Source organism: Nonomuraea harbinensis, from assembly GCF_019396385.1.
Classification (GTDB): Bacteria; Actinomycetota; Actinomycetes; order Streptosporangiales; family Streptosporangiaceae; genus Nonomuraea; species Nonomuraea ferruginea.
Genome location: NZ_JAHKRN010000018.1, coordinates 77,900 through 93,322 on the forward strand (window position 1 = coordinate 77,900; position 15,423 = coordinate 93,322).

A 15,423-nucleotide genomic window follows, 5' to 3' on the forward strand; every position below is an offset into this window, starting at 1 on the left:
GCGGGCTCCTGACGCGCGATATCTATGAGGGATGCTCCCGCGTGAAGTGATCGCCGTCGGCCCCCTGGTGCTGCGCGCCCCGGTGGACGAGGACGCGGCGGCGATACGTGCCACCTGCGACGATCCGCTGACGGCCCGCTATCTGCCGCTGATCTCGTCCCCGTACACGATGGAGGACGCGCACGAGCACGTGCGCCGGGCCAAGACCGTGTGGGAGTCGGGCGGAGCGGAGTTCTCGATCACCGAGGAGGGGCGCTACGTCGGCTCGGCGGGGGTGACGCCGCTCACCCCGTACGGGTCGGCGACGGTGGAGCTCGTGGTGGCGCCGTGGGCGCGGGGGCGGGGCGTGGCCGGGGCGGTGGCGCGCGGGCTGACGGAGTGGCTGCTCGACCACGGGGTGGAGCGGGTCGAGCTGGAGACCGAGGTGGAGAACCTCCCGTCCCTGCGGGCCGCCTACCGCGCCGGGTTCACCGAGGAGGGGCGGCGGCGCGACGCGAAGGCGCTGCGCGACGGCCGGCGGGTGGACCTGGTGTCGTTCGCCAGGATCGCCCGCGACGGCGGCGAGCCGGTGGAGCAGGCCCTGCCGTTCTTCGAGGGCGGCGAGCTGGGCGACGGGGTGGTGCGGCTGACGCGGATGGTGGTGGAGGACGCCGCCGACTTCCACCGGATGCTGGGCGAGCCGAGCGTGTCCCGCTACAACGTGGGGCCGGGCAGTTCGCTGGAGGAGGACGAGCGGCGCTGCCGGGCCACGGGCTACCTGTGGCTGTCGGGGCAGCGGATCGAGCTGGCGGTCAGGGACTCCGTCAGCGGGGCGTTCGCCGGTCACCTGCAGCTCCTGCACAGCATGCCGGCGTTCGGCCAGGGCATGATCGGCTACTCGCTGCTGCCGGAGTTCCGGGGCAGGGGGCTGATGACGCGGGCGGTGCGGCTGCTGTCCGACTGGGCGTTCGCGCACACGTCGCTGCACCGGCTGGTGGCCGGGACCGACGCGGCCAACCTGGAGTCGCAGGCGGTGCTCGAACGTGCCGGGTTCGTACGTGAGGGGGTGCGGCCGGAGTTCTTCCCGCAGCCTGACGGGAGCCGTACGGACGAGGTCTCGTGGCTGCGGCTGCGCCCGGGAAGACAGATTTCCTCTTGAGGTATGGCCAAGGGGCCCGTGCGGGGTGATACTCCGGGTCACCGCCCCTGAGTGTCGCGTGATCGGGCTGCGCGACCCTGTCGAGGGAGTGCCGCGATGCCGCTCGACCGTGCCGAAGTCGCCATGCGTGAGCTGGTCTCCTCCTTCACCTGCCTGGAGTCGTCCCGGCTGATGGGCAGCCTGGCCCGGGCCGCCGCCGCCGTCGTCCGGGTGGGTTATGCCGGTTTCGTGCGGGTGGACCCGCTCCGGGAGGAGGCGTGTGCCGTGGTCACCCACGTGCCGCCGGGAGACCCGCTGCGGGTCCGGCTCTGGCTCGCGGAGTGCGGGGTGCTGAAGGAGCTGGCGGTGTCGCGCGGGCCGGTGCTGCTGGCCTGCGACAGGTCGGTGGGGACACCGGGGTTCCTGGCGACGCCGCTGGCCACGGTCACCTGCGACCACGCGTTCCTGTGGGCGGCGGGGCGCGCCTTCGACGACCGCGACGAGCACCTCCTCGGCCGCTTCGCGATAGCGGCCGGGCGGGCGCTGGAGGCGTCCAACGGCCTGGAGGCCGCGGCGCGGCTGCTCCGTGGCGTCCAGTCCCTCCCCCTCTCCCCCAAACCCTGCCTCCCGGCTCCCCGCCGCCTCTCCCCCCGGCCTGACCCCCGCTGACCGTACGGGGTCTGGCGTCACCCAGCGGGATCCCCTCGTACGCATCCGGCTGCGGACGGAACACCGGCCCTCCAGCCGCAGCCGCCCGAGCGCCCCGGCCCGTCCTGCCAACGTGGGGGAACGGCTCCCCGTACGGACTCCCGCCCTTTGCAGACAGGCAGTTGGATACGCGGGAAGACCGGCACCCCGGGAGTCCCCAGCGTCGGCGGGAACATCCGACTCCCCGTGCGATGACAGGTGGATAGAGAGAAGGCTCAGCACGGAGCCTGCGGCACGGCATGGCACGGCACGCATATGCACGGCACGGAGCGCAGTCGCACCGTACGAGAGGAAGCGGAAAGGGCCGGATTCGGACCCAGGGCCGGCTGCGGCGTAAGGACCGTTTTGGGCCGAAGGGCCGCTTACGGCATGAGGACCCGCCTGGGGCCGGAGGGGCCGATTGCGGCGCCAAGGGCCCTTAGGGCAGGACAAGTGCGGCGCCTGGTGGATCGGAGGGTCGATTGCGCGCCAGGACTCCTTGGGGCAGGACGACTACGGCGGCAAAGCCCTTTGGGGCAGGGGCCGGTTCGGGGTGGTGAGGCCACTAAGGCGATAGGGCCGCTTGGGACTAAGGGGCAGTCGGGGTGAAGGCTGTCGGCCCGATCCCGGCACCAACGGCCCGTCAGCACGGCGTGTACGGGCCGCAGAGTGGGACACAAGGGCGGACTAGGACGGAGAGGTTCGTTCGAGAGGCTGAGACCGCAGGGCGATAGGGCTGATTGGGGCTTGAAGGGCAAGTCGCGGCGGGAGCGGTCGGCCCGATCCCGGCGATCTGCGGCTCGTCAGCCGACGGTGTGTACGGGGCGTGAGGGTCGTACACACCGTCGTACGGGGCGCCAAGGCCGGTGGGATCCCAGGGCCGATGAGGACGGCGAGGGTCGGGCGGGAGGCTGAGGCTATCCGCGGTCTACGTCCGTACGGTGAAGGGGTTGTGTAGGAGGACCTCGACGTGGTCCAGCCTGAGAGGGGCTGGGCGTCGATGGATGCCCGCGCCTTCGGGGAAGGCGCGGGGGTGGGGTGTCAGCCGCGGTGGGGTTCGAAGCGGAGGGTGCGGGAGACGCCGACGCGGACGGTGGTGCCGGGGGCGATGGTGACGGGCTCGTTGGGCGGGATGTCGTAGAAGTTGGGGTCGCCGGGCGGCTGGATCTGGGTGCCGTTGACCGAGCCGAGGTCGACCAGGTTGACGTCCCAGCCGTCGAGCGCCACGCGCAGGTGGCGGCGGGAGACCGACCCGTCGGGGCTGGTCACCTTGGCCGGGCGGGCGCTGCCGCCGGCGACCTCGGGCGCCCGCTCGGGATCGCGGCCCAGCAGGTAGTCGGTCTCCAGCGGCAGGGCGGTGCCGTCGTCGAGGACGAGGACGCCCAGCGCGGGGCGCGGGCCCTTGTAGGGGACGAGCGCGCGCTGCACGAGCGCGATGCCGCACACCGCGCAGTAGGGCGCGCGCGGGTCGTTGAAGTGGTCGTTCTTGCAGTCGACGCCGTAGACGAGCGGCCGGTCGCCGTGGTCCTGCTCCTGGACGGGCGCGGCCTGCTGCTCCTGCGACGGCGGGCCCATGGGCGGGTGAAGGTCGTGGGGCGGGCCCATGGGCGGCTGCAGGTCCTGGGGCGGGCCCATGAGGGGCGGGCCGGGGTCGTAGTGGTCCTGCGGGGGCGGGCCCATGGGGGCGGGCTGCTGCTCGTACTCCGGCATGGTGCCGTTGCCGGAGGACGGCGCGGCGGGCGCGGGCTCGTCGTAGGAGGGGAACGGCGCCGGCTCGGGCCTGGCGGGCGGCTGGTCGATGACCGGCGGCCCCATCTGCGGCTGGGAGTGGGGCTGCGGCTGCGGGCCGGAGGGCGGCTGGGGAGGGAGCGGCGGCGGCTGGTCGGTGCCCGACATGGGGTAGGGCGGCGCCTGGGCGGGCGCGGGCGGCTCCTGGCGCGGCATCAGGTCGGGCTCGAAGTGGAGCGCCGTGTTGGGCATCTCGCTGGTGAGCGGCCTGGAGGGAGCCGGGCTCTGGGCGGTGAGCTCGCCGACGATGCCGCCGCCGTGGACGACGCCGCTCTCGAAGCGGACGGCGGGGTGAGGGCGGCCGGCGCCGGGCAGGACCAGCTCGACGCGTTCGACGGGGCCGCCGATGAGCCGGTCGGCCCAGGTGAGCGAGTCACTGCCGGACAGGCGCGTCTCGCCGGCCGGGCCGGTGACGTGGGCGGAGGCGGCGCCGCTGACCAGGACGGCCACGCCGTCGCCGACGCGGCCGGCGACCGCGCAGGTGCCGGGGTCGCTGGTCATGGTGGCGGCGAGCACCTGGGCGGCGCGCCGCGCGAGCGCCCTGCCGTCGCCCCCGGATGCGGCCGTCTGGCGCAGCGCGTCGATCAGGCGGGTGCCGGAGTCCTCGTCGACGTCGCACACCAGGAGCAGGCCGCTCTCGTACGCGACGAGCCCGTTGCCGGGAAGCGGCCGCACCGTCCCGAAGCCCTGGTCCGTCATGAGTCCTCCCACATGACCGTGCTGCGCTCGGTCACTCAACTGTCCTTCCCGGAAGCAGGCGATGCCGTGGTGCGCGCATCACCGTGCTGGCCACCAGCCATACGCATACCCAGGCAACAGGGCCGCGTCGCGTCTCGATTCGGTGAACCGTGGGACGCGGTGAACCCGTCAACTGTGCAAGTTTGGCCAAACAGCACACTATCGGGCCAGACGTCGTGCCTTCGAATCGCAGGGCCGGCTAGATCACCGGGAAAGACACTAGTCGTGGCCGGCCGCTTATTCGAGTGGGACAAATCAGACGCCGGTGAAGACCCGGTTGACGTCGGCGGTGGACAGCACGCCGTAGATCTCGCCGCCCCGCTCGACGAGGAGGTACTCGCCCGCGGGGGTTTCGCGCATGGCTTCGATGAGCGGCTCGCCGACCAGGTCGGCGGCGAGGACCAGGGACGGCTCCAGGGACTTGGCCATGGAGCCGACGTTCACCCAGGGGCGCCGGTGCTCGGGCGTCGCCTGCACGGCCGACTCGTTGACGATGGCGAGCGGGCGGCCGTCGTGGTCGACCACGACGAGCGCGCCGGCGTGCTCCTCCGAGGCCCGGCGCAGCGCCTCGGCGAGCGGCGTCTCGGCCGTGACGGGGATCGCCCTGCGGGCCAGGGTGCGGGCGTTGACCTGGGGGATGCGAGCGCGGATGCGGGCCGCGCGCAGCGACTGGGAGGCGCCCATCCAGATGAAGGAGGCCAGCACGAGCGGCCAGATGAGGTCGCGGAAGTCGATCTCCTGCCCGGTGGCCGTCGCCAGCGCGAAGGGGGCGGCGACGAGCAGCGCGGCGAGGATCCGGCCGCCCCAGGCCGCGGCGACGGTGCCGGTGCCGGGATCGCGGGCGATCTTCCAGATCCCCGCGCGGAGCATGCGGCCGCCGTCGAGCGGCAGGCCGGGCAGCAGGTTGAAGACGCCGACGATGAGGTTGGCCACCCACAGCTGCCAGATGAGCACCTGCGGGATCCCGTCGCCATCGACCAGGAAGACGTCGGCCAGCCAGCCGACGCCGGCCAGGCCGAGGGAGAGCGCGGGCCCGGCGGCGGCGACCATGAACTCCTTGCCGGGGGTCGGCGGCTCCTTCTCGATCTCGGAGACGCCGCCGAGCAGGTAGAGGGTGATGCGGCGGACGGGCAGGCCGTACCACTTGGCCAGGACGCTGTGGGCCAGCTCGTGCAGCAGCACCGACACGTACAGCAGCACCGCGAAGGCGAACGCGACGCCGTAGGCCCCGGCGGCGCTGACGCCGGGGATCATGTAGCGGAAGGTGTCACCGAAGAGCCAGGTGATGAAGGCCGCGACGATGAACCACGTCCACGACACGTAGACCGGGATGCCGAACGGCTTTCCCATCAGAATTCCGGAGGATTCCTGTCGCGGGCTCTGCTCGCTCACCGCACTCCTTGCCGTCCAAGCGCCGTCCACATGCCGTCGGAGCCGTCGAACGCGCCGTCGAAAGCGCCCTCGGCCACGGGCTGTGCCTGCCTTGATGCTACGCGCCGCGCAGGGTGATCCAGGACGCGCGTGTCCCTTTTGTGCCGGGGCATTGTGTCGGAGGGGTGGCCTAGAGTGCGGGTCATGACGTTGACCGAGCCGGAGATCATCGGAGCCCTCTCCCCGTCCCGGGCGGGCGACTTCATGACCTGCCCGCTGCTCTATCGCTTCCGGGTGGTCGACCAGTTGCCGGAGAAGCCGTCGCAGGCGGCGGTGCGCGGCACGGTCGTGCACGCGGTGCTGGAGCGGCTCTACGACCTGCCGGCGCCGGAGCGTTCGGTGCGCGCCGCCCTGGAGCTGCTGGAGCCGCAGTGGCTGCGGCTGCTGGAGGAGGACCCGCAGCTGGCGGAGATGTTCACCGGAGACGGCGAGCAGGCGGCGTGGCTGGCCCAGGCGCGCGAGATGCTGGAGCGCTACTTCACGCTGGAGGATCCCACCCGGCTGGAGCCGGCCGAGCGCGAGCTCTACGTGGAGGCGGTGCTCGACGGCGGGCTGATGCTGCGGGGCTACGTCGACCGGCTGGACGTCGCGCCGACCGGCGAGGTCCGGGTGGTCGACTACAAGACGGGCAGCGCCCCGGGGCCGGAGTTCGAGGCCAAGGCGCTGTTCCAGATGAAGTTCTACGCGCTGGTGCTGTGGCGGCTGCGCCGCGAGGTGCCGCGGCTGCTGCAGCTGGTCTATCTGGGCGGGCGGGGCGAGGTGCTGCGGTACGCGCCCGACGAGGCCGATCTGCTGGCCACCGAGCGCAAGGTGAAGGCTCTGTGGAAGGCGATCGCGCGGGCGCTCGACACCGGCGAGTGGCGGGCGCGGCGCAGCCGGCTGTGCGACTGGTGCGATCATCAGGCGTTGTGCCCCGAGTTCGGCGGCACTCCCCCGCCGGTGCCCGACCGGCAGCCGGGCGACACGGTGCGCGGCAGCCGCCGCGCCGCCACCGACGAGCTGTAGCCGCCTTCTCCTCCTGCAGGAGGAGGAGCCCCGGCTCACCTGGGCTTACAGTGAAGCGGTGCGCGCAGACCGAACGACGTTCCATGACTCGGTCCTGGCGGTGCTGGCGGCCGTGGTGTCGCTGTCGCTGTTCCTGACCGAGAACGTCGGCCGGCTGGAGGCGCAGGGGCTGGTGGTCGACGGGCTGCGCGGCCCCGACTCCCTGGGCGCCTTCCTGGTGCTGTCGAGCTGCGCTCCCGTGGCGGCGCGCAGGCGCTGGCCGCTGGCGGGGCTGTGCGCGAGCCTGGTGCCCGAGACCCTGCTGGCGGCCTTCGGCTACGGCTACGGCCTCGCCGGGGTGGGGGCGCTGGTGATGCTCTATTCGGTGGCCGCCAACCGAGGGCTGGCGGCGGCGCTGGGCGGGCTGCTGGTGTCGCTGGCGGTCTACTCGGTGGGGGCGGCGGCCGGGCCGGTCCGCACGGCCCACTGGAGCGACCATCTGATGATGGCCGTGGTGCTGGTGGCGGTCTGGGGCACGGGCCGGAGCATGCGGCTGCGCAGGGCATACCGGGAGGAGCTGAAGGACCGGGCGGCGCGGCTGGAGCGGGCGCACGCGGCCGACACGCGGGCGGCGCGGGCGGAGGAGCGCTCCAGGATCGCGAGGGAGCTGCACGACGTGGTGGCGCATCACGTGTCGGTGATGACGGTGCAGGCGGCCGCGGCGCGCAAGGTGCTGGCGTCGGATCCCGACGTGGCGCGGGAGGCGCTGACCGCGATCGAGCACACCGGCCGGCTGGCGATGTCCGAGATGCGCGACATCGTGGGCGTGCTGCGCACCGACGCGGGCGTGGAGCTCGGGCCGCAGCCGGGGGTGCGCGATCTGCCCGCGCTGGTGGAGCAGCTGACGGAGGCGGGCCTGCCGGCGCGGCTGTCGGTCGAGGGCGAGGCGGTCCCGCTGCCGGCGGGCGTCGACCTGGCCGCCTACCGCACGGTCCAGGAGGCGCTGACCAACAGCCTGCGCCACGCGGGACCGGGCGCGAAGGCGGTGGTGACCGTGCGTCACGGACGGTGCGAGCTGGACGTGCGGGTGGTGGACGACGGGCGCGGCGAGGCGGCGCGGCCGGAGGAGGCGGGTCACGGTCTGGTCGGAATTCGCGAGCGGGTGGCCCTCTGTGGTGGAATTCTGAACATCGGCCCGAAATCGGGGGGCGGTTTCGAGGTGCGGGCGAGGTTCCCGTTGAAGGACGGATCATGACGATCAGGGTGCTGCTGGTGGACGACCAGCCGCTGCTGCGCACCGGTTTCCGCCTGATCCTCGAGGCAGAGCCCGACATCACGGTGGTCGGTCAGGCGGGCGACGGCAAGGCCGCGCAGGAGCAGACAAGAGCGCTGCTGCCGGACGTGGTGCTGATGGACATCCGCATGCCGGGGGTCGACGGGATCGAGGCGACCCGCCGGATCGTGCGCGACGCGCCCCGGGCGGTGCCGTCGGCGCACGTGCCGAAGGTGCTGGTGCTGACGACCTTCGACCTGGACGAGTACATCGTGGAGGCGCTGCGGTCGGGGGCGTCGGGGTTCCTGCTGAAGGACGTGCCGCCGGACGAGCTGGTGCAGGCGATCCGGGTGGTGGCGGCGGGCGACGCGATCGTGGCGCCGAGCGTCACGCGCAGGCTGCTCGACCGGTTCGCGGCCCGGCTGCCGGCGGCTCACGAGCAGCCCGCGCCCGCGCGGCTCGACCGGCTGACCGAGCGGGAGCTGGAGGTGCTGCGGCTGATCGCCAAAGGCATGTCCAACGCGGAGATCGCGGCCAAGCTGGTGGTCAGCGAGACGACGGTCAAGACCCACGTCGGCAACGTGCTGACGAAGCTGGGGCTGCGCGACCGCGTCCAGGCCGTGGTGCTGGCCTACGAGACGGGCCTGATCACCCCGGGCGCCCTGTCGTAACGGACGCCCGGGGCGGCGATCAGGCCTGCGCGGCGTCGTCCGCGGCGGCTCCCGCGGTGGCGACCGGGGCGTTCTCCGGGAAGTGGCAGGCCACCTGGTGGCCGTCGGCCAGCTTCTCCAGCGGCGGCTCGACCTTCTTGCAGATCTCCTGCGCCTTCCAGCAGCGGGTGTGGAAGCGGCAGGCGGGCGGCGGGTTGAGCGGGCTGGGCACGTCGCCGGTGAGGCGGATGCGCTCGCGGTCCCTGCGCGCCTTCGGGTCGGGCACCGGCACCGCCGACAGCAGCGCGTTGGTGTAGGGGTGCATGGGCGCGGCGTACAGGCTCTTGCGGTCGGCGATCTCGACGATCTTGCCGAGGTACATGACCGCGACCCGGTCGCTGATGTGCCGCACCACCGACAGGTCGTGGGCGATGACCACGTAGGTGAGGTCGAGCTCGCTCTGCAGGTCCTCCAGCAGGTTGACCACCTGGGCCTGGATGGACACGTCGAGGGCGGAGACGGGCTCGTCGGCGATGATCAGCTTGGGCTTGAGCGCGAGCGTGCGGGCGATGCCGATGCGCTGGCGCTGGCCGCCGGAGAACTCGTGCGGGTAGCGGTTGTAGTGCTCGGGGTTGAGCCCGACCAGCTCCAGGATGTCCTGGACGGCCTTCTTGATGCCCTGCTCGGTCTTGATGCCCTGGATGCGGAAGGGCGCGCCGACGATGGCGCCGACCGTGTGCCGGGGGTTGAGCGACGAGTACGGATCCTGGAAGATCATCTGCATGTCGCGGCGGAGCGGCCGGAGCTTGCCCTGGCTCAGGTGGGTGATGTCCTGGCCCTCGAAGACCACCTTGCCGCCGGTGGGCTCCAGGAGGCGGGTGACCAGCCGCCCGGTGGTGGACTTGCCGCAGCCGGACTCGCCCACCAGGCCGAGGGTCTCGCCCTTGAACACCTCGAAACTGATCCCGTCGACCGCCTTGACGGCGCCGACCTGCCTTCTGAACAGGCCCGCGGTCACAGGGAAGTGCTTCTCCATGTTGTGCACGGAAAGAAGCGGCTCGTTCTCGCTCACTGGGTCTCCAGGACTGGCTTGATCTCGTTCTCCCACAGCGCCCGCCGTTCCGTCCTGGGCATGTGACAGCGCACCAGGTGACCGCGCTCGGTCGGGGCCAGGTCGGGGACCTCGGTGGACGCGCGCCCCTCGGTGCGCTCGGCGTACGGGCAGCGGGGGTGGAAGGCGCAGCCCGGCGGCACGTTGATGAGGGACGGCGGGGAGCCCTTGATCGGCAGCAGCCGTTCGGTCGGCTCGCGGTCGAGCCGGGGCATCGAGCCGAGCAGCCCCCAGGTGTAGGGGTGCTCGGGCTGGTAGAAGATGTCGTCGGCCTTGCCGTACTCGACGCATTTGCCCGCGTACATGACGAGGATGTCGTCGGACAGCTCGGCCACCACGCCGAGGTCGTGCGTGATGATGATGAGCGCGGAGTTGAACTCGCGCTGCAGGTCGCGCATCAGGTCGAGGATCTGCGCCTGCACGGTCACGTCGAGCGCGGTGGTCGGCTCGTCGGCGATGAGCAGCTCGGGGTCGCAGGAGAGCGCCATGGCGATCATCGCGCGCTGGCGCATGCCGCCGGAGAACTCGTGCGGGTAGCTGTCGACGCGCCTGGCCGGCTCGGGGATGCCGACGCGGCCGAGCAGGTCGATGGCGTGCTTGCGGGCGACCTGCTTGCTGACGTCGTGGTGGATCCGGTAGGCCTCGATGATCTGGTGGCCGACGCTGTAGTACGGGTGCATCGACGACAGCGGATCCTGGAAGATCATCGCCATTTTCTTGCCCCGCAGGCGGCGTACCTGCTCGGCGGACATGGCGACGAGCTCCTCGTCGTCGAGCCAGATCTCGCCGGAGATCTGGGCCCGGCCGCCCTTGTGCAGGCCGAGGATGCCGAGGCTGGTCACGCTCTTGCCGGAGCCGGACTCGCCCACGATGCCGAGGGTACGGCCGCGTTCGAGGGAGAAGGTGAGACCGTCGACCGACCTGACGAGGCCGTCGTCGGTGGGGAAATGGATCTTCAGGTCCTTGACGTCAAGAAAGCTCACGACAACCTCACCCTCGGGTCGACCCAGGCGTAGAGCAGGTCGACGATCAGGCTCGCGACGACCACGAAGCTCGCGGCGAACAGGACCACTCCCATGACCTGCGGCAGATCCTGGTTTCTGATGGCCAGGATGGCGAACTGACCGAGGCCGGGCAGAGTATAGGTGGTCTCGGTGAGGATGGCGCCACCGATCAGCAGGCCGAAGTCGATGCCGAAGAGGGTCAGGATGGGGGTGAGCGCGGCCCGCAGGCCGTGTTTGACCACCACATCCCGTTCTCGCAGGCCCTTGGCTCTGGCGGTGCGGATGTAGTCCTCCCCCATGGTGTCCAGCATGCCCGCGCGGGTGAGCCGCGCATAGGTGGCGGCGAACAGGAACGCGAGCGTGATCCATGGCAGCAGCAGGTTGTAGGCCCACTGCGCCGGATTCTCTGTGAAGTCCGTCCACGAGCCGCCCGGCGGTGTCCAGCCGAGTCCGTAGGAGAAGACGACGAGCGAGACCATGCCGGTGAAGAAGATGGGCAGCGACACGCCGGCCAGGGCGGTGCCCATCGACAGGCGGTCGAAGAAGCTGCCGCGCCGCAGCGCGGAGATGACTCCTACGGAGACGCCGGCGACCACCCAGAGGATCGCGGCGCCGATGGCGAGGGAGAACGTCACCGGCATGCGGTCGATCAGGTCAGGCCAGACGGGCTGGCCGCTGATGAAGGAGTAGCCGAGGCAGGGCGCCGGGCAGTGCTCCACACCCGCGCCGTAGTCGTACTCGGCACCGAGGAAGATGCCTTTGAGGAACCGGCCGTACTGCACGATCACGGGATCGTTGAATCCCAGCCGCTCGGCGACCAGGGCCACCGTCTCCTCCGTGGCCGCGCGGCCGACGTACCGCGAGGCGAGGGACTCGGGGGTGGACCCGGCCCACTGCGGCACGACGAAGAAGATGCCGAAGGTGACCATGCTGATCACGATCAACATGGCGATCGCGCCGATGAATCGTCTGATGATGTATGTGAGCACCGCTACCGGCCGGATGGCCTGCCCGTCGCCGGGCAGGCCATCCCTGCCTTCACCTGCCTTCGCTAGATCCCCGTACCTCGCCTGCTATTCGACGCCGAGCAAGATGTAGTCGTACATGCTCTGGCCTTCGTTGTAGGCGATGTTGGTGACGCCCTGGCCGCGCATGAGCAGGGCCTTGGCCCAGACCACGGGCAGCAGGGAGGCGTCCTCCATGACCGCCTTGTCGACTTCCACCCACAGCTTGGCGCGGGCCGTCGCGTCGAGCTCGGCCGAAGCCTGGTCGATCAGACCGTCGACCTTGTCGCTCTTGACGCTCAGGTTGTAGTTGCCGGCGTCGCGGATGGTGCGGCTGTCGACGATGGCCTGCATGAAGCCGTAACCGTCGGGCCAGTCGGAGCCCCAGCCGTGACCGGCCAGGCCGATGTTGTTCTTCTTGACGTACTCGACGTTGCCGGCGTAGTCGGAGAAGTAGCTGGAGGCCGGGAAGCCCTTGAGGTTGAGCTTGATGTTGGCCTTGGCCAGCGCCTGCTGCATGGCCTCGGCCAGCGCCTTCTCGCGCGGGCGGTCGGCCCGGTAGACCATCGTGGTCTCGAAGCCGTCGGCCTGGCCGCAGGCGGTGAGGGCCTGCTTGGCCTTCTCGACGTCGCCCTTGTTCTCCGGCGTCTGGTAGAGGTCGAACTTCTCCTGGCCGACGATGGGCGGCGGCATGACGTTGGTCGCGATGTCGCCACCGGCGACCGGGCCTCCGTAGGCGGTCTGGTTGGCCACGCGGTCGGCGGCGAACATGACGGCCTTGCGGCACTCGACGTTGTCCAGCGGCGGGTTGTCCGGGATCACCGAGATGTACCAGAGCCTCGGGATCACCGGGTTGTCCGTGCGGGCCTTCATCGCCGGGTCAGGGAGCACCTTGCCGAGCGCGGCCGGCTGGAGACCGGTGCCGGGGATGTCCAGGTGGATGTCACCGGCGATGAGCTGGTTGTCGAGGTCGTCGGCGTTGACGTTGAGCTGGACCTCGATGCGGTCGGGCAGCGCGGGACGGTTCGGGTCCGTCGCCGGGTCCCACTGGTCGTTGCGGACCAGGGTGAAGCGCTTGCCGATCTCGTTGGTCTCGAACTTGTACGGACCGGACGAGACGACCTTCTCCCGGTACTTCGCACCGGTGTCCTTGTCCTTCGGCACCGGAGCCGTCATCGGCATCTGGACCACGTAGTCCATCGACGCGAACGGGTTCTTCAGGTGGAAGACGATGGTCTGGTCGTCAGGGGTCTCGATGGCGGAGCTGTAGTCGGCGTCCGGGGTCTTGTAGACGCCCTTGAAGTCCTTCGGCCAGTCGAGCAGCTCGTTGAGGTACGACGGGCCGTGCGGGAAGGTCTCCTTGTCGAAGGAGCGGGCCACCGCGTAGGCGACGTCCTTCGACGTGATCGGGGTGCCGTCCTCGAACTTGAGACCCGACTTGATCTTGTACGTCCAGGTCTTGCCGTCGGCGCTCGGCTCACCGAGGGACTCGGCGAGGTCCGGGATGACGGTGTTGCCCTCGGCGCCCGGTCCGGGCTTGTACATCGTCAGCGTCCGCCAGTAGAACCGGCCGAAGTTGAACGAGTAGCCGTAGTAGGTGTCGCCGGGGTCGAGGCTGTCCCAGTCGGAGGAGTGCGCGGCCTTGAGGGTCCCGCCCTTCTTGGTGGAAGGGTTGTAGACCTGGGTGAGGGCGGCATCGGCCGCGGGTTGCGCGGCCGCGCCCGAAGCCGACTGCGCCGGCTGCTGCGTACCGCCCCCTCCGCCGCCGCAGGCGGAGAGCACCAGGGCGAGCGCCGCTGTCGCGGCCCCTGCCAGTGCGGATTTCCTTCTCATTGATACCCCTTGTTAGTGGAGATGGGGATGGAGCGTTGGCGAATGTCAGTGAGCCCGGGGGTCGAAGGCGTCCCTCAACCCGTCGCCGAACAGGTTGAAAGCCAGCACGGTGATGAAGATCGCCAGACCGGGGAAGATCACGAAGTGCGGGAGCGTGTAGAACCGCACCGCTTCCGAGAGCATGCCGCCCCACGTGGGGGTGGGCGGGTTGATGCCGACGCCGAGGAAGGACAGCGCGGCCTCGAACAGGATGTTGGCCGGGATGAGCAGGGTCGCGTAGACCAGGATCGGCGCCATCAGGTTGGGCAGGATCTCCCGGAACAGGATGTAGCCGTTGCGTGCGCCCAGGCTCCTGGCGGCGTCGACGAACTCGCGCTCACGCAGCGACAGCGTCTGGCCGCGGACGATGCGCCCGATGCTGGGCCAGCTGAAGAAGCCGATGATGAAGATCAGCATGGCGATCCGCAGCCCGTTGCCCTCCAGCCCGAACCCCTCGTTCGGCATCACGCCGACCAGCGCGATCGCGAAGACGAGCAGCGGGAAGGCCAGGAACACGTCCATGATGCGGCCGATGATCTGGTCGACCCAGCCGCCGAAGTAGCCGGCGACGACGCCCATGACGGTGCCGATCAGCACCGACACGATCGTGGCCAGGAAGCCGATCAGCAGCGAGATGCCGGCCCCGGCGACGATCCGGCTGAAGATGTCGCGGCCGTTGACCGGCTCGACGCCGAGCAGGTGCTCGGCGCCCATGCCGCCGTAGGCGCCCAGGGGCAGCAGGGTGTTCGGGTCGATCGCGTCCTGGTTGAACTCCAGGGGGTCCTGACCGAACAGGTTGATGATGGGCGTGGCGAAGATCGCCATGAGGATCAGCAGGAGCACGGTGATGCCGCCGGCGAGCGCGATCTTGTCGCGCCGCAGCCGCATCCAGGCGATCCGGGTGAGGGACCGGCCCTGGACGGCTCTGTCCGCTCCGGAAAGCGTGGGCTCCGGCGGCACCTGCGCCGAAGCACCGGAAACGTCGAGCGGTGCGGTCATGCCGGATAGCCCCCTGAATTCTCAGACGACGTTGTCTGGAGTTTCGTCTTTCAGACCGCTTCGTCGCGACCTTCAGGAGGCAGAATGTATGGCCTGAGCTGCGCTGACTAGCCCCTCAGACCGCTATGTGGCTCAACTGTGATTGACGCGAAACGCATTCGTATCGATCTTGGTGGGATTGTCCACGGCCAGTCCTGGTTGCGTCTCAGATCCGTGACATACGCGGATCTAGCTGATGCCACGTCGCCGGAGAAGATCCTCGATGTCCGAGAAATCGTCATCGCCCTTCGATGCCTTCTTGTTCTCGACGGCGGGCTTGGCGGCCGCCTGCGGCCGGCCTGCGGCGGGCGCCTGGGCGGGGGTCTTCGCAGAGGTCTTCGCGGAGGTCTTCGCCGGGGCCTCTGCGGCGGCGGGCGCCCCGGCCTCGGCCTTGCGGAGCTTACGGCCGCGCAGCACGCCGGAGACGACGAACAGCACCACCGAGAGTCCGGCCACGGCCACGCCCGACCACACCACCGGGTTGAACACCAGGTTGGCCACGAACCCCACGGCGGTGGAGCCGATGGTCCAGATCGCGCGCAGGGCGTCGGTCAGGTAGGCGGCCAGCGGCAGCAGCGCCCAGGCGAGCATCCGCAGCCCCGAGGCCGCTCCCCTGCGCCGGAACGCCAGGAAGCTCAGCACCAGCCCCGCGGCGGTCAGGCCGATGCAGAGCGGGAACCATGCGATCTGTTCGAAACCCATTCGGGACACCCCTCGGTATGCGCG

The 15,423-nt window shown here is 70.6% G+C and carries 14 protein-coding genes; 6 read left to right on the top strand and 8 right to left on the bottom strand.

What is annotated here, in order from left to right; all coding sequences use genetic code 11:
- Window positions 1–31 precede the first annotated feature (31 nt).
- Window positions 32–1,138, top strand: coding sequence for a GNAT family N-acetyltransferase (locus KME79_RS20065; protein ID WP_219545725.1), 1,107 nt, complete (start codon window positions 32–34; stop codon window positions 1,136–1,138).
- A gap of 96 nt (window positions 1,139–1,234) precedes the next feature.
- A complete protein-coding gene (locus KME79_RS20070; RefSeq protein ID WP_219545726.1) occupies window positions 1,235–1,786 on the top strand; it encodes a hypothetical protein in 552 nt (183 codons plus the stop codon).
- A gap of 1,059 nt (window positions 1,787–2,845) precedes the next feature.
- On the opposite strand, the gene KME79_RS46385 is transcribed toward KME79_RS20070, so the two are convergent.
- Window positions 2,846–4,291: an FHA domain-containing protein gene (locus KME79_RS46385; RefSeq protein ID WP_148031414.1), complete on the bottom strand. Its 1,446-nt coding sequence runs from the start codon at window positions 4,289–4,291 to the stop codon at window positions 2,846–2,848.
- A 294-nt stretch (window positions 4,292–4,585) separates the two neighbouring features.
- Window positions 4,586–5,680, bottom strand: coding sequence for a site-2 protease family protein (locus KME79_RS20080; RefSeq protein WP_219545727.1), 1,095 nt, complete (start codon window positions 5,678–5,680; stop codon window positions 4,586–4,588).
- A 225-nt stretch (window positions 5,681–5,905) separates the two neighbouring features.
- Between KME79_RS20080 and KME79_RS20085 the strand changes: the two genes are divergently transcribed.
- From KME79_RS20085 to KME79_RS20095, 3 genes are read left to right on the top strand one after another with little or no spacing between them, the layout of a single operon-like run.
- The gene (locus tag KME79_RS20085; protein WP_148031412.1) at window positions 5,906–6,766 is read left to right on the top strand and encodes a RecB family exonuclease; all 861 of its coding nucleotides are present in this window, start codon (window positions 5,906–5,908) and stop codon (window positions 6,764–6,766) included.
- 58 nt (window positions 6,767–6,824) lie between these two features.
- Window positions 6,825–8,000 carry a sensor histidine kinase gene (locus KME79_RS46390; protein WP_219545728.1) on the top strand — a complete coding sequence of 392 codons (1,176 nt, stop codon included), beginning with the start codon at window positions 6,825–6,827 and terminating at the stop codon, window positions 7,998–8,000.
- On the top strand, window positions 7,997–8,689 hold the full coding sequence (locus KME79_RS20095) for a response regulator (RefSeq protein ID WP_148031410.1): 693 nt from the start codon (window positions 7,997–7,999) through the stop codon (window positions 8,687–8,689). The genes KME79_RS46390 and KME79_RS20095 overlap by 4 nt, the downstream gene beginning before the upstream one ends.
- 19 nt (window positions 8,690–8,708) lie before the next feature.
- Here the strand turns inward: KME79_RS20095 and KME79_RS20100 are convergent, their stop codons facing one another.
- From KME79_RS20100 to KME79_RS20110, 3 genes are read right to left on the bottom strand one after another with little or no spacing between them, the layout of a single operon-like run.
- Window positions 8,709–9,704, bottom strand: a complete 996-nt coding sequence (locus KME79_RS20100) for an ABC transporter ATP-binding protein (protein WP_219545783.1) — start codon at window positions 9,702–9,704, stop codon at window positions 8,709–8,711.
- A 32-nt stretch (window positions 9,705–9,736) separates the two neighbouring features.
- Complete coding sequence (locus KME79_RS20105; RefSeq protein ID WP_219545729.1) at window positions 9,737–10,762, bottom strand: ABC transporter ATP-binding protein; 1,026 nt, start codon at window positions 10,760–10,762, stop codon at window positions 9,737–9,739.
- Window positions 10,759–11,772: an ABC transporter permease gene (locus KME79_RS20110; RefSeq protein WP_219545730.1), complete on the bottom strand. Its 1,014-nt coding sequence runs from the start codon at window positions 11,770–11,772 to the stop codon at window positions 10,759–10,761. Before KME79_RS20110 ends, KME79_RS20105 begins: the two co-directional genes overlap by 4 nt.
- On the opposite strand from KME79_RS20110, the gene KME79_RS20115 reads away from it, so the two are divergent.
- Entirely contained in the window at window positions 11,705–11,881 is a 177-nt protein-coding gene (locus KME79_RS20115) for a hypothetical protein (RefSeq protein ID WP_219545787.1), read from the top strand. The genes KME79_RS20110 and KME79_RS20115 overlap by 68 nt on opposite strands.
- On the opposite strand, the gene KME79_RS20120 is transcribed toward KME79_RS20115, so the two are convergent.
- The 3 genes from KME79_RS20120 to KME79_RS20130 all read right to left on the bottom strand — a co-directional run bounded on the left by KME79_RS20120 (window position 11,857) and on the right by KME79_RS20130 (window position 15,399).
- Window positions 11,857–13,620, bottom strand: a complete 1,764-nt coding sequence (locus KME79_RS20120; protein ID WP_219545731.1) for an ABC transporter substrate-binding protein — start codon at window positions 13,618–13,620, stop codon at window positions 11,857–11,859. The two genes, KME79_RS20115 and KME79_RS20120, sit on opposite strands and share 25 nt — an antisense overlap.
- A gap of 45 nt (window positions 13,621–13,665) precedes the next feature.
- Entirely contained in the window at window positions 13,666–14,658 is a 993-nt protein-coding gene (locus tag KME79_RS20125) for an ABC transporter permease (protein WP_219545732.1), read from the bottom strand.
- 228 nt (window positions 14,659–14,886) lie between these two features.
- A complete protein-coding gene (locus KME79_RS20130; RefSeq protein WP_219545733.1) occupies window positions 14,887–15,399 on the bottom strand; it encodes a cellulose synthase in 513 nt (170 codons plus the stop codon).
- Between the last annotated feature and the right edge of the window lie 24 nt (window positions 15,400–15,423).